The 13,603-nt window shown below is 39.3% G+C and carries 7 protein-coding genes; 1 reads left to right on the forward strand and 6 read right to left on the reverse strand.

Annotated features, from left to right (window positions below):
* Positions 1-21: 21 nt before the first annotated feature.
* The 4 genes from BUC21_RS14680 to BUC21_RS14695 all read right to left on the reverse strand — a co-directional run bounded on the left by BUC21_RS14680 (position 22) and on the right by BUC21_RS14695 (position 6,942).
* Positions 22-1,500 carry a calcineurin-like phosphoesterase C-terminal domain-containing protein gene (locus BUC21_RS14680; protein ID WP_073403783.1) on the reverse strand — a complete coding sequence of 493 codons (1,479 nt, stop codon included), beginning with the start codon at positions 1,498-1,500 and terminating at the stop codon, positions 22-24.
* Positions 1,501-1,526: 26 nt separating this feature from the next.
* On the reverse strand, positions 1,527-2,069 hold the full coding sequence (locus BUC21_RS14685) for a hypothetical protein (RefSeq protein WP_073403785.1): 543 nt from the start codon (positions 2,067-2,069) through the stop codon (positions 1,527-1,529).
* 165 nt (positions 2,070-2,234) lie between these two features.
* Complete coding sequence (locus tag BUC21_RS14690) at positions 2,235-3,698, reverse strand: SusD/RagB family nutrient-binding outer membrane lipoprotein (protein ID WP_139261460.1); 1,464 nt, start codon at positions 3,696-3,698, stop codon at positions 2,235-2,237.
* Positions 3,699-3,717: 19 nt separating this feature from the next.
* Positions 3,718-6,942 (reverse strand): SusC/RagA family TonB-linked outer membrane protein, encoded by a 3,225-nt coding sequence (locus tag BUC21_RS14695; RefSeq protein WP_394332767.1) that lies wholly within the window; start codon positions 6,940-6,942, stop codon positions 3,718-3,720.
* A gap of 335 nt (positions 6,943-7,277) precedes the next feature.
* Here BUC21_RS14695 and BUC21_RS14700 point away from each other — a divergent pair, with 335 nt between their 5' ends.
* Positions 7,278-10,511, forward strand: a complete 3,234-nt coding sequence (locus BUC21_RS14700; RefSeq protein ID WP_073403791.1) for a S41 family peptidase — start codon at positions 7,278-7,280, stop codon at positions 10,509-10,511.
* A 267-nt stretch (positions 10,512-10,778) separates the two neighbouring features.
* On the opposite strand, the gene BUC21_RS14705 is transcribed toward BUC21_RS14700, so the two are convergent.
* Positions 10,779-12,095 (reverse strand): acetylxylan esterase, encoded by a 1,317-nt coding sequence (locus BUC21_RS14705; RefSeq protein WP_073403793.1) that lies wholly within the window; start codon positions 12,093-12,095, stop codon positions 10,779-10,781.
* 134 nt (positions 12,096-12,229) lie between these two features.
* Positions 12,230-13,582, reverse strand: a complete 1,353-nt coding sequence (locus BUC21_RS14710; RefSeq protein WP_394332768.1) for a glycoside hydrolase family 28 protein — start codon at positions 13,580-13,582, stop codon at positions 12,230-12,232.
* Between the last annotated feature and the right edge of the window lie 21 nt (positions 13,583-13,603).

Raw genomic sequence — 13,603 nt, forward strand, 5'->3', positions numbered from 1 at the left:
ATAAACATTGTGTCTTTATAGTCAGATTGATACGTTTTCTGTGTAAACCTCGCCGAAACGATTAGTGACTTCTATGGTTATGTTTTTTGTTCCGGCCGATGGAGTTGCCCGAAACAAATGTAGAGTTCGGTAACCGGAAGCTTCCCCTTTCATGGTTATATAATCCTGATCTTCGTCCTGGAATTGCTCCATAGTGCCTTTCAATACTCCGTCTTCGTACCATTTCACCTGACAGCGGGTATCCCAGTCCCAGTAATTAACCACCAGATAACCAGGTTGTGTTGCAAACTCTCCGGGTTTGTAAACACGAAACTGATAATTAAGATCGCGACCTGTGGCTTTATAGTGCCACTTTACATCGTCTCCTTTAACATCGACAACAAGAAAGCCATTTGGCGAACCGTCTTTATTCACCTCTCCTGCCCACCAGGCACCACATGCGGCTCCTATATTGTGTTCGTAAATGGTAGAAGTTACTTCTTCATTCTCATAAAAATGAGTGTGTCCTGCAAAGATGTGTACACGATAATCTTTTAGAATCCTCATCAACTGAGCAGCATTACTGATATTTCCCGAACCGTCTGTACTACGATTGGAAGTTGGAGCATGAAGATTCAGAAAAACCAGTGAACCGGATTTTACGTAACTGAGATCTTTCTTCAGCCACTCCAATTGTTCGGTTGAGAATTTCGTTGTGTACTCTTTATTCTTGAAATAATCAATGGACTTCATGGTAACCACATGCACATTACCAATGTTGAAGGAATAATCTGTAGGGCCAAAAAAGGATTCGTAGGTCTTCTCAGCATAATTACCAGATGTATCGGTAGTGTTGTGGCGATCGTTATAATTCAGATCGAAATCGTGATTACCAATGGTATGAAATATAGTGAATCCAAGGTTAGAAACTGTTGCTTTATATAAGGGGAATAATCCCATGGCATCCCATACATTGTCACCCAATGTCATGCCTATAATCTCTTTATCAGAATGCAGGGTTGCATAGTTTTTTAAATCGACTATCGTTTCTTCACTGAAACGACCAAGTTGTGTGGTATTCTTTACTTGCGGATCGGAAATAGCCAGGTAAGTAAACTCGCTAAGTGGTGCTGTGCGTTCCCGGAGTGTAAAGTTACATTGGTTCACCTTTTTATCACTGCTCAGCTTTGCATAGTATCCGCTTGCTATGCCGCTAGTGGATGGTAATTGATAACCTGCCGGAACAGAAATTGTAACGAACGAACTTTGCTGCAAGTTGGTTGGAAGATAATAAATTCCTTTATCATTAGTTAATGTAAAATTTGAACCATCGTTCACTACTACACCTTCAATTGGTTTATCGCTTGCATCAGTCACTACACCTTTAACAGTCATACCTGCCTTATCGGCAATGCTGTCTCCCATTTGGCTGTCAGAACCACCAGCGGCCTGACAGCTTACAAATGGAATAACAAACACTAATAAAACATTGAAGATGATATCTCTAAATAATCTATTCATTTTATTGAAAATCTTTTATTCGTTTATCAAAGAACCTTAATTGTTACTTTATTGAAAAGAGAAATAATCTCTTCGGGAGTTTTTGCTTTGTTCAGTGCATTTTCGAAAGTAGCTGTATTGTCTTCGAAACAGAGCACATTGGCACAGTCGAGAATGTGAGTAAGCTTATTGATTGCTTCTTCTTTACTCACGGAACCGCCTTGTGTACTTTTTTTATAATACTTATTAACCTTGTTGACAGCTTTATAGATAACAGGCTTAACAATCTCTACTGCTGCATCCGAGAATCCGATGCTTACATCGTACACACGAGTATAGTTTTGATTGAAAGCTGTCCACTTTGCCGAAAGCGGTTCTCCCAGAAAATGTTCTTCTTCGAATGTAGCTTTTGGAGCAGGAATAGTTCCATATACTTCGAATACGAATATTTCTTCGTCCGGGTTATTGATTTCTTTACCAGATTCATTCCCGGAAGCGGGATTATTCATTGCCAGGACTTGATTTTGCTGTGCAAAGGCGCATTGAACGGCCAGTAAAGCCGTGATGCAGAATAAAATTGTTTTTTTCATCTTTTATTTCATTAATTAGTTTATACAGAATCAACATATATCTTCTTTACGAATGCAAAGAGAGTGATTTTATATTTCTGTAAGATGAACAAAATATTAAAGCCGGATAACAGAATTGTTTAATTTCTGTTACACGGCCTTACTGAATTTAAGAGAGAATGGTGTTTATTTTTGCCAGATCAATTTTACATTGAAATCATCACCTCCCATACTGCTTTTAGCAGCCTGATAATTGATCAGATTGGTTCGCTGCAGGGATGCCGGATATTTGAAACGACGAGGCATTTCGTTACCCTGGGGCACGCCTTTGCCTACAGGCATGACTGGAAGCAAAGTGCGGTTATATTCAAACCACTGCTGATAATCGCAGAAAATAAGTGCGAAGAATTTTTGCAGCATTATTCGTTCCATTGTTCCGTCGTAAGCAGCCTTTGTATTATCGAAATAGGTAGTAGGAACCACTCCTCCCCATTGAGTAATCGCAGCTTTCACACCGTTTTCGTAATGTGTTTTAGCATCGTCTGTTATAATTCCCTTAAGGGCCAGTTCGGCTTTAATAAACTCTACTTCGGCATAGTTCATCAGCATAAGATTCATTGGTGCTGTTGCAACAGCTACGTTGGGTATTGATGCGTTAAAAGATGGGGCAATATCGTAACCGCTAGGCCAACCTATATATGATTTTACAGTTCCGTTTGTTGCTGTCTTGGCAAAAAGAGGAAGGCGGGGATCTTTTAGTGCAGACAGGTTATTGATAAAGAACTCTGAAAGACATATATAGGATGTATAATCGGCAGGACGAGTTAGCGGAGCTTCCTCCGGAGCAACACCGGTTATATAAACTTTCGCTGCATCGTCATTGGATTGAAACACGGGATAGGTAGCAGGGTTACTAATCATTTTAACTAGCTCTGCTTTTGCATTCAGGCCATCTACATCGAGCACACGAAGAAGAGTACGTATACGAAGCGAATTACAGAATTTCTTCCATTTCAGGATTCCGGCTGATTTCCCAGAAACAAGCGTGTTATCGGTTCCGTACATCATTTCACCACCAGTATTGTACTTCAGTCCGCTAGTCTCTACAAAGAGCTGATTAGCCGAATCGAGTTCGTTAATAATGGCTTGATAAACTTCTTTCTGAGTATCGAATTTAGGAGTGTAAATCTTTTCATCTCCACGGCAAGCTTCTGTCATTGGTACATCGCCGAAGCTATCGGCAAGCAATCCGTAAATCCAGCCTTTCAGTGTAAGGGCTATAGCTTTATAATTGGGTTCGTTAAGGGTTTCTGCCTGGTCTTCCATTTCACGGATATTATTTAGCCATTTATAATAAGTGGTCCATGTACCGTCTCCGGCAGCATCGCTCATATAATACCACCCCACTCCACTGGTATTGGACATTGAAATTTTGCATTGCATCAACGGAAACGTGTGACTGTTGAACTTGTTCCAGTTAGTAGTAGCCATTCCATAAAGGATTGGATCGAGAAATGTTCCCGGATTAGCATCCTGCAAGCGGGTTGGGTCTGTATTCAGTTCTTCGAAGTTACCGGTGCATGAAGTGCATAATAATCCTCCCAAAAGCAAACTTCCTAATATATTTCTAATTATTTTCATTTTGTTTATCTGTTACATTTATGAATGATTAAAAGCTAAGGTTTATATTCACTCCCAATGTGCGGGTTGAAGGAAGCGAACCGGTTTCTATACCCGGAGTGATAGAACTTCCGTTAAGTGCAGCCGCTTCAGGATCGAACAATGGGAAGTCTGTGATGCAAAGCAGGTTTCTTCCGTAGAAGGCTATAGATGCATTGGTAAACGGACTTCTGCTGAGTATCTTCTTCGGTAAGTTGTATTCCAAACGAACTTCTCTTAACTTAAGGAACGAAGCATCGAAAGTATTTGCTTCTACATTGGCTATTCTGTAATACTCCTTGTAATAGGATTCAACGGTAATCAGCTTTTCGTTTGGACTATAACCTCCATCGCTATTTTTTACTACTCCCGGAGCTACCATGTATATACCTCCTAATTGAGTAAGATCGGGGTTGCTTGTGAGACGAGAATCATCGGCTCCAATATAGTATTCCGTGCCAGGTAATCGTCCGTTGAGTGTATGTTTCAGTTTTCCTTGTTCAGTCATTTTGTGGTGAGATTGTGAGTAGATCTTTCCTCCCATCTGTCCGTCTATCAGGAAGCTGAATTTTACGTTCTTATAAGTAAATTCATTGTAGAATCCAGCTTTCCATCCTGGATAAACACATCCTACATACTCAATTTCTTCGCCACGCTCAGGTAAGCCGTTTGCTCCGATCACCACATCTCCGTTTTCGTTACGAACTAGTTTATATCCCCAAAGGTCACCACTTGTTCCTCCTACTCTACCTATCAGGGAAGCACTACCAATGCTGCTGATTAACTGATTTTCATCGGTACCTTCGGCCAAAGAAAGAATCTTGTTTTCGTTTCTGGACCATGTAAGAGATGTTTTCCAGTTAAAGTCTTTTGTAAGTACCGGTGTGGCATTTAGTTCTACTTCGTAACCGCGGTTGCGTACATTACCCGAGTTAATTGTTGCACGGGTATATCCGGTTGTAGGATCCATCGGTGCATCGAGAATCTGATTCTTTGTACGGTTATAGTAGAAACTAAAGTCGAGTCCTATACGGTTTTTAAACATTCGCAAGTCGAAACCTGTTTCGTAATTCGTTGAGATCTCTGGCTTAAAGTTTTTGTTGTAAAGTGTAGATGCAACTTCTACAGAACCTGCAAAATCACTTGTATTATAGTAAGCTGATGTTTTGTAAGGATCGGTATCGTTACCTACTTGTGCCCAGGATGCTCTGAGCTTTAACAAACTTATCTGTTTAGGAAGTTTTACCATTTCATTAATAAGGAAACTACTGCTTACCGAAGGATAAAAGAAAGAACAGTTTTCCTTAGGAAGAGTAGACGACCAGTCGTTACGGCCGGTTACATCGACAAATATCTTATCTTTATAAGCAAAGTTAGCCGCAAAATAAAGACTGTTTAGCTGCTTGTTATTGATTGTTGTCTTCACCTGAGGATCAGATACTCCATTAGCCAGTTTATATACACCCGGAGTAATTAATCCGGTAACTGATGCAGAGAGCATATCATAATATTGTTTCATCATGTTCCCTCCCACAGAGGCATTTACATGCAATCCGTTGCTATAACTATCGTGATAAGTAAGCAATGCATCGTGGTTCATTTCATAATCAAATACATTCTGCTTTTTAAAGTATCCGTTTGCATAAACTACATCACTTACCGGACGATGCTGTTCGCGTTGATCGGCAGAGAGCTGAATGCCCGAGCGAATCATGAAATCGAGCTTATGGCTAAGCTGAAGTGTAGCCGAAGCAGATGATACAATGCTATGTTTCTCGGATGGATTTTCTGATTCGTAAAGTATAAAGAAAGGATTACCTATGAATGAACTGTAAGGTTGCAGCTGTTGTACATTCTCCTTACCTGTTCTCCAAATAGGACGAAGCCAGTCGAGATTAACATTTGGATTCTGAAAAATAAGGAAATAAGAAATGGAATTACTGTTATAACCAAGTGCTGGCGTATTGTCTACCTGGCGATTGGTATAACTTGCCTTGAAGTTTACTTTCAAAACTCTGGAAACCTGTTGCTGAGCCGTAGCGCTTACAATGAATCTTTCGAAACCTGTATTGGGCAGAATCCATTCATTCTTTGTATGGGTAAACGAAGCACGGAGAGATCCTTTATCGTTTTTCCCTGTAATAGCTACAGAGTTAGTCAGCGTATATCCGGTTTGGAATAGGGCTTTTCTATTGTCTTTATAAGGAACCCAGGGTGTGGCAGTGGTTGCACGTGTCTGAGTTTCCGGATCGTATTGGTAATAAAGCTGATTGGCATCAAACCGGGCACCATAGGCACTACTTGTTCCACTGGTGCTGCTATTGCCATTACCAGTTCCGTAAGAATAGTACAACTGTCCGGCATAATCTGTTCCTGCCTTACCTATATTGCTTGGCAAACCCTGTCCAAACTCATATTGATAATCGGGCCATCGCATCACACCATCCATACTAAAATTGGAGTTGAATGTTACGCCAATACCTTTTTGAGCATTACTGCCCGATTTTGTAGTAACCATAATCACACCATTGGCAGCACGTGTACCATAAAGCGCTGTTGCACTGGCACCCTTTAAAACCTGAATATTTTCAATATCTTCGGGATTGATATCGGAGAACCCGTTACCGTAATCGACTGATTGTTCGGAAGATGTTCCGGCTCCATAAGCCACACCTGGATTGGTCATCGGACTACTCATCGGAACTCCGTCGACTACTATCAATGCATTATTTCCATCCTGGTTCAAAGAGACATCTCCTCGTAGTGAAATTCGGGTGGAACCAAGCGGACCACCGGGAGAAGCGATACTAAGACCAGCAACTTTACCACTAAGTGCCGACGACCAGTTATTAGGCATAGCACTCGTTATCATGTCTCCATTCACTGTATGAGTAGAATAACCTAGTCCGCGTTCTTCACGTTTAATTCCTAAAGCAGTAACAACTACATTATCAAGTTGAGTTGCTTCATCTTCAAGCTCTACATTTATAATCGTATTTTTAAAAGCAACTTCTTTCGTTTTGTAACCAATAAACTTAAATACAAGAATATTCTTATTTGTAAGATTGTTTTTTGTGGTTAAGCTGTATTCACCATTTACGTCTGTGATTACACCAACAGTTGTGTTCTTAACCGAAACTGTAGCACCGATTAAAGGTGCTCCTGATTTATCAGTCACCTTACCCTTTACTGTGCTTTGTGCAAAAGCTATTCCCGGTAAAACGGCAAACAGCATAATTAACAAAATCCGATTTAGCGTTAAGATTGAGATTTTCGCGTTCATAATTATTTTATATAGTTAATATTCCGAATAAGCAAAGTACCTTTACTATTCGAGTGCAAAGAGACTTAATTGATATTAACATAATATGAACGAAACGTTATAGCTCTGTAACAAGTTTGTGTCAATACTGTTACCTCAAATGTATTATTGTTTATAATAATTCAGTTACAATTCTATAATTATACAAATTAAATAATCTATCTTTGTATAGATTTCACAGCTGATTATTCTTATATAATTCTTACTATAACTTTACATACATTTTTATAATTAACGGATATCTAAAGATGAAAAAAATTTATGCGTTTCTTTTTGTCACAATGCTGACAATTTGTGCCTGGGGCCAAAACAATCCTCTTTGGCTGAGATATACAGCTATATCGCCAGATGGGAAATCAATCTTATTCACTTATAAAGGTGATATCTACTCTGTACCGTCAGATGGAGGCGTTGCATATCCTCTGACAATTAGCGAATCTTATGAATATTGTCCGGTATGGAGCAAGGACGGAAAAAGTATAGCCTTTGCAGCCGATCGTTATGGCAATTTCGATGTTTATGTTATGCCAGCTACTGGTGGTGAAGCTAAACGTCTGACTTTCCATTCTGCAAATGAAACACCGACCAGCTTTACAGCCGACAATAAAAGTGTTATTTTCTCAGCGTGCAGACAAGATCTGGTAACAAATGCTCAGTTTCCTATCTCTACAATGAGTGAACTTTACAGCGTTCCTGTATCGGGAGGAAAGGTTTCTCAAATTCTAACTAGCCCTGCACTTAACGCTACTATCACAAGTACCGGTGATAAATTAATATATGATGACCTGAAAGGATACGAAAACCTTTGGAGAAAACACCATACTTCATCTATTGCACATGATATCTGGGTTTATGATTTTAATTCGAAAAAGTTCACTAAGCTGACTCAGTTCAATGGTGAAGATAGAAATCCAGTATTTGATTCGAATGATAATGACTTTTATTATCTGAGCGAACAAAGTGGTTCTTTTAATGTGTTTAAAAGCTCTTTAAATAATTCTTCCAGCAACAAGGCTTTGACTCATTTCACAAAACATCCTGTAAGATTCCTTACCAAATCCAATAATAACACGCTTTGTTTTAGCTTTGACGGTGAAGTATATACAATGAAACCGGGTGGCGAACCACAAAAAGTAAATATTACTATTGCCAACGACGGACGTACTCCTATTCAAAAGAATATGCAAGTAAACAGCGGATTTACTGAGGCTAGACTATCTCCTAACGGCAAAGAATTTGTTTATGTTTTCCGTGGAGAAATATTTGTAAGTAGTATTGACGGAGGTATTACCAAACGTATCACTAATACTCCATACCAGGAAAGAAATGTTAGCTTCAGCCCAGACGGACGATCATTGCTATATGCTGCAGAGAAAGATAACAGCTGGAATATATACACCACTAAAATAACCAGAAAAGAAGAGCCTTATTTCTACACATCAACCGTATTAAAGGAAGAACCTGTAGTTACAACCGATGCAGAAGAGTTTCAACCTGAATTTTCGCCAGACGGAAAGGAAGTTGCTTATCTTGAAAACCGTGTTGTACTTAAAGTAATAAACCTTAAGTCAAAACAAATACGTACCATTATGACTGCAGACAAGAACTATTCTTATGCAGATGGTGATCAATATTATAAATGGTCGCCCGATGGAAAATGGTTCCTTGTTCAATATGGTAGTCCGGAACGAGTTATGACTCCTGAAATAGGTTTAGTTGCTTCCGATGGAAAGAGTGAGATTCATAATCTTACACTCAGTGGATATGATGATTTTTCTCCTAAATGGGTGTTAGATGGAAAAGCTATGATTTGGGCGTCGGACAGAAACGGATTGCTTAGACAAAGCGGTAATCCGGTTAGTGGTGATGTGTTTGAGATGTTTTTCTCAAAAGAAGCTTTCGATCGTTCCAATCTCTCTAAGGAAGAATTCGCTCTTCTGAAAGAACAGGAAGACAAAGCAAAAAAAGAAAAAAAAGAAATAATACCAAAGGTAAAATCAGAGAAGGATTCACTGAAAAAAGTAACAGCCAAAGATATTACAATTGACTGGGAAAACCTGACTGACAGAAAAAAGAAGCTCACTACTCATACTTCTGAAGCCAGTGACTGGATTCTTTCAAAAGATGGAGAAAAGCTCTATTATCTAACATCTTTCGATAAGGGTAATGATCTGTGGGTTACAGAACTTCGTACAAAAGAGACTAAACTTCTGACTAAACTTGATGTTAATGGTCCTTCAATGGAATTGTCATCCGACGGTAAATTTATATTCCTTCTGGCAGATGGGAAGGCTATGAAGATTGATGCAGAATCTGGTAAGAGTGAATCATTAAAAACCAATGGTGAAATGTTATTGGACAAGACCGCTGAAAACAATTATATTTTTGATCACTCTTGGCGTCTTCTGAAAGAAAAATTCTATGTAGAAAATCTGCATGGAGTTGATTGGGAATTCTACTATAATGCTTATAAGAAATTCCTTCCTTATATTACCAATAATTACGATTTTTCGGAAATGCTTAGCGAAATGCTTGGAGAATTAAATGCTTCACATACCGGAAGCGGTTACAGGGGTGGTGCAAATATGAGCGATCAAACGGCTTCTCTTGGTCTGTTGTTTGATTATAACTATACCGGCAAAGGAATAAATGTTGCCGAGGTTATTGAAGGAGGCCCTGTAGATAAGGCTGCCTCAAAGATTAAGCCGGGTACCATCATTGAACAAATAGACGGAATGCCTACTGATTCTATTGATTTCTATCAATTACTAAATCGCAAAATTAATAAACTAACCTTGCTTTCTTTATACAACCCGGCAACTAATAAAAGATGGGAAGAAAGTGTGAAACCTATCTCATCTGGTGAAGAAGGTGAATTGCTTTATAAGCGTTGGGTAAAAAACCGTCGTAATGAGGTTGAACAACTTTCAAATGGAAAGATTGGTTATATCCATGTTCGCTCAATGGACGATTCAAGTATGAGAACTGTATTTGAAGAAGCTCTGGGACGTAACATTGGCAAAGAAGCTTTAATTATTGACACCCGTTTTAATGGTGGTGGAAATATTCATGAACAGCTTTCGGACTTCCTGAGTGGGAAAAATTATTGCGATATTATTCCTCACGGTCAATTTGTAGGTTCTGAGCCACAAAACAAATGGTCTAAGCCTTCAATTGTTTTGATGGGAGAAAGTAATTATTCGGATGCACATTTGTTCCCTGTTGCATATAAACTTAAGAATGTTGGTAAGACTCTTGGTATGCCTGTACCGGGAACAGGTACCTTTGTATGGTGGGAAAGTCAGATTGATCCAACTATTTACTTTGGAATACCAATGGGTGGATGGCGTACTCCTGATGGCAAATTCTGTGAAAACAATCAGATGGAGCCGGACATTAAAGTATTCAACGAACCAGATATTCTCTCAACCGGTCGCGACCAGCAAATTGAGACTGCAGTGAAAGAATTGATGAAAAAATAATGCTGACTAAAAACAGCAAAAACAATGATGCAGCTCTCTTTCATGGAATCATTTCTTTACGGTTATTCTTATCATCAGATTTATGATGCTTTAAAATAACTAAAAGAGAGATTGAGAGAAAAATTAAACCAAGCCATTTCAAATCTTATTTTTAGGTTTGAAGTGGCTTGGTTTTTATTTCAACTTACATTACCAACTCTGCAGATATATTTTATATTTCAGGGATAAAAATGCACGAAGCTACACAAAAAGCTGCTTTCGGGATGCTTATTTTAAATGTTTCTTAATCCAGTCCAACTGATCGTAGCGAGTTTCGGTGGAGACCCAATGTTCGTTGACCGGAGTAAGTAATGCTTCCTTCGGACAAGAGAGTACGTTATAAACACTATAGCTGGTAGTAGGAGGACAAACATTGTCGTTATAACCCCATGTCATAAATACAGGCACCTTAATGCAACGGGCAAAGTTAACCACGTCATAGTAAGAAAGCGTTTTTATTACCTCGGGAGTAAGCTCAATACCTTCGTATTTGCGGTTAAAGTGTGGATAACCACCGCTACGACCTTTTTCGGCATAAGCTGCCATATCGGCCAAAGCGGGGTGATTGGCTACGCACAAAGTGATACGAGGATCGAGTGCCGTAACAATCAAAGAGAGTGCTCCACCCTGACTGCCCCCTTGGGCTATTACATTCTTGCCATCCCATTCAGGTAAAGAACAAAGATAATCAACTGCACGAACACAGGCCAGGTAGACCTTTTTCATGTAGTATGTATCGCGATCGTTGATGCCATTAGCCAGATAACCATTTGGATGATGATCGCCAAAGGCACGTGTAATGTCCTTATAAACTTCAGCGCTCAAAGAAGGGTCGATGCCATGTATCTCCATGTCGAAACGAATACAGCCAGACTCGGCATAGAACATAGTTTTAGTTGGGTCCATGTGCTTTACACCTGCTCCCGGAGGACATACTACTACAGGATACTTACCAGCCTTTTTCGGCTTAGTAAGATAGCCGTAAATAAACTGTCCCGGTTTGTAGCATTGTAGCTTTACAAGATAGCATTCCACCTTATCGGACGAAAATTCGCTGACGTACTTCACCTCAGGATTCATCGGGCATTTAGCCTGTCCGTCGAGAGCTGTTTTCCAGAATTCCTTGAAATCTTTAGGTATTTGTGTGTATGGTTCCAGTTTCTCAGGAGAGAATCCCACTTTGATATGATGATTAAATGTACGGCCTTTCAGCTTTACACTCATCTGGCAATCGCGGAAACCGGGATTTTTCATTGTTCCCAATGCTATTTCGGCCTTACCGCCTTTTAGAGTAACAGTACCTTTTGTATCGGGATCAAGCTCATCCTGACCGATGCTATAAGATACCTGTAAGCCATCCTGCAAAATGCCATACTCGTAAACGGCCACAGTAACAGTAGCCTTCTCGCCAGTTTTATAAAGCCAGTCGGCATGATTGGGAGTGGTAACCCAAAGCACGTTATTCTGATAAGGATAGTTTTCTGCCAGTGCAGGCACAGCCAACAGACAGAAAAGCAATGTGATACAAGTAAATAGTTTTTTCATTGATATTTTGATATTAATAGTGTGTGCGTATTACGTACAAATGTATAAAATACATGCCCAATCATCCAAATTTATTGGTGAATGGGCAAGACATTATTGGCCAATAAATAAAAATATAACCTTATTGGTTTTCTCTACATACCTTTATAATCTTTTCCGTTCACTTTTACATTCTCAAAATGAATATTCGAAACTCCTGTCACAGCATTGATTTCTGAAGCAGTAATCCCCTTAAAGTCGCAGTTCTTAATAAAGATATCGCGAGCTTGAATCTTATTTGCAAACCCATCCAGATGCAATAAATAGCGACTCTTGTTGCTCTTTATATTCTCTAAATAGATGTTATGAAAATAAGGAGGATACGGACCATCGTCTACATGCCAGTATTTCATTTCCATACCTAAAATGGATTCGTCGCACTGACCAACGGTGATGTTTCTTACATACACATTTTTCACCTCGCCTCCACGAATGGCATTTGATTTGATACGAATAATGCGGCTCAGATTAGGACTATCCATCAGGCAATTTTCCACCCACACATTATAGCATCCTCCGGTAATTTCACTACCCATGGCTACTCCGGCATGTCCATCCTTCATTCTGCAGTTACGCACAATAATGTTTTCACTAGGAATATTCCAGTAACGTCCATCTTCATCACGTCCCGATTTGATAGCTATACAGTCGTCTCCCGTATCAAAATCGCAATCTTCTATCAGAATATTTTTGCACGATTCAGGATCGCAGCCATCGTTGTTATGACCGTGACTTTGCATTTTCACCTTTCTTACGGTGATATTCTCTGAAAGTAATGGATGAATCAACCAGAACGGAGAACGATTCAACGTAAATCCTTCTAAAAGAACATTCTTACACTTATAGAGATTAATAAACTGAGGGCGCATTCCGGTTTTTCCTTTGAATACACGTTTCTCAAAGGGAACAGAATCTTCTTTCATATCATAAAGCACAGTCTTTTCGGCTACTTTCTTTCCATTCTTAAGAGTAACCCCATCAATTCGTTCTTTACTAAACCAGTTTGCTTCAGAAGCCATTCCGTCCATTACGCCATTACCGGTAATGGCCATATTGGTTTCACCATAAGCATAAATCAACGGAGATATGTTATAACAGTCGATTCCTTCTATGCGTGTTAATACCGTATCAAAAAGATTATAATCGGTGGTAAACATCAGAAGTGTTTTATCCGAGAGATGCAGATTCACGTTCGACTTCATTCTGATTGGAGCCGTTTTATACACTCCATCCGGAATAACTACAACCCCTCCCCCCTGAGCAGAACAAACCAATATTGCCTTGTTAATGGCACTTGTAAATAAAGAATCTGTTCCGTTATAATAATCGGTAATAAGATAAGTTTTATCAGGAAAAGTTGGAAGAGGTATATTTTCGTATACCTCTTTCATTTTATCCCACTGATTAACTTTAGCTTCACAAAATGCTGTTATAAAGATAACCAGCATAAAACAATTTAAAAACCTCTT

Origin of the sequence: Bacteroides luti (genome assembly GCF_900128905.1) — a bacterium.
GTDB lineage: Bacteria > Bacteroidota > Bacteroidia > Bacteroidales > Bacteroidaceae > Bacteroides > Bacteroides luti.

Excerpts from the sequence above, each read along its gene's own strand:
- BUC21_RS14680 (WP_073403783.1), bottom strand. The coding sequence starts at position 1,500 with ATGAATAGATTATTTAGAGATATCATCTTCAATGTTTTATTAGTGTTT.
- BUC21_RS14685 (WP_073403785.1), bottom strand. The coding sequence starts at position 2,069 with ATGAAAAAAACAATTTTATTCTGCATCACGGCTTTACTGGCCGTTCAA.
- BUC21_RS14695 (WP_394332767.1), bottom strand. The coding sequence starts at position 6,942 with ATGCTGTTTGCCGTTTTACCGGGAATAGCTTTTGCACAAAGCACAGTA.
- BUC21_RS14700 (WP_073403791.1), top strand. The coding sequence starts at position 7,278 with ATGAAAAAAATTTATGCGTTTCTTTTTGTCACAATGCTGACAATTTGT.
- BUC21_RS14705 (WP_073403793.1), bottom strand. The coding sequence starts at position 12,095 with ATGAAAAAACTATTTACTTGTATCACATTGCTTTTCTGTCTGTTGGCT.
- BUC21_RS14710 (WP_394332768.1), bottom strand. The coding sequence starts at position 13,582 with ATGCTGGTTATCTTTATAACAGCATTTTGTGAAGCTAAAGTTAATCAG.